Consider the following 228-nt stretch of genomic DNA (forward strand, 5'->3'; position numbering starts at 1 on the left):
CCTTTGTTGCTCGTTGGCCTTTTCATATTGCTTCGCATGTAAATAATAGCGGAACTTATACAATTCATATTGATTGACGAGTGCTGTCGATTGCACATAATTATCCACTTCGACTAGTTCTTCATACAATTCCTCCATACGGTCGAGGTCGTAGTAAAGAGAACAATCAATAAATCGCCCCAATTGCTGTTCAAGCCGCTTCTGATGCTCTAGTTCTTTTTTTAATTG

Annotated in this window: 1 protein-coding gene; it reads right to left on the minus strand. The window is 39.0% G+C overall.

Annotation, left to right across the window (positions count from 1 at the left end; translation table 11 throughout):
* A partial coding sequence (locus tag R0J87_RS25615) for a hypothetical protein (RefSeq protein WP_498889825.1) occupies window positions 1–228 on the minus strand: 228 nt, incomplete at both ends.

This window comes from Halomonas sp. SIMBA_159, assembly GCF_046536035.1.
Classification (GTDB): Bacteria; Pseudomonadota; Gammaproteobacteria; order Pseudomonadales; family Halomonadaceae; genus Vreelandella; species Vreelandella venusta_A.